We start from the raw sequence: 1,035 nt of genomic DNA, 5'->3' as shown, positions 1-1,035 counted from the left end.
TTACGGCAAACTGAGCAGCTTCCACCTCGCGCTCACCCAAAATGAGGGCAAACAATGCGCCAGACTGATCCGCTTTTTTCATTTGCGACTTCATTGAACCATGTGATCCAACTTTCAAACGAAGCGTGCTTGATGCAGCATCTAACTGGTTACGAATTTGTTCTGCAAGCACCAAAGCTTTGCCTTGAGAAGCGGGATCTGCCAATAAAAACATTTCGCAGTCACGTATAGGTGTAGCGTCTTCGACTTGCTCAAGCAATAACAACAGACGTTCCATACCCATCGCAAAACCAACTGCAGGTACAGACTGATCTGCCTTACCTTTAAGCTGGCCCACTAAGCCATCATAACGGCCGCCCGCACACACTGTACCTTGTGAGCCCAAATGCGTGGTGGTCCATTCAAATACAGTTTTATTGTAATAATCTAAGCCACGCACCAGTTTTTGATTAATCACAAAGCTTACACCGGCATCGGTTAAATACTGCTGCAAGGTTACAAAGTGCTGTAGCGTCTCTTCCCCCATAAAGTCATGCAACTTCGGCGCATTTTCTAAAATGGCTTGAGTTTTGGCATCTTTAGAGTCAAGGATACGTAGTGGGTTGGTGGTTAAACGACGCTGTGAATCTTCATCTAAATCATTTTTATGTGATTCTAAGAACTCTACCAATGCCGCACGGTAAGCTGCACGCTCATCAGACTCACCGAGAGTATTCAACTCAAGTTGAACTTTATCTGCTACACCCATGCGTTTCCACAGACGTGCCGTCATCAAAATCAGCTCAGCATCCATATCTGGGGTTGCCACACCAAAGGTTTCCACGCCAAATTGGTGGAACTGACGATAACGGCCCTTTTGCGGCTTTTCATAACGGAACATCGGCCCGATATACCAGACACGAGGCGTTGCACCGCGAAGCAAGTTATGCTCCAGCATGGCACGTACACAGCCTGCTGTTCCTTCAGGACGCAAAGTCAAAGACTCAGGCGGATTACCTTTGTCCAAGAAGGTGTACATTTCTTTTTCAACGATAT

1 protein-coding gene is annotated in these 1,035 nt (G+C 46.6%); it reads right to left on the bottom strand.

Translation table 11 applies throughout. The annotated features are described in order from the left end of the window. Positions 1-1,035 (bottom strand): histidine--tRNA ligase (hisS, locus tag ACE3T3_RS15930; RefSeq protein WP_374668647.1); only part of this gene is annotated, 1,035 nt, incomplete at both ends.

Source organism: Acinetobacter sp., from assembly GCF_041919735.1.
Lineage (GTDB): Bacteria > Pseudomonadota > Gammaproteobacteria > Pseudomonadales > Moraxellaceae > Acinetobacter.
This window is presented reverse-complemented; position numbering and strand designations above follow the sequence as displayed.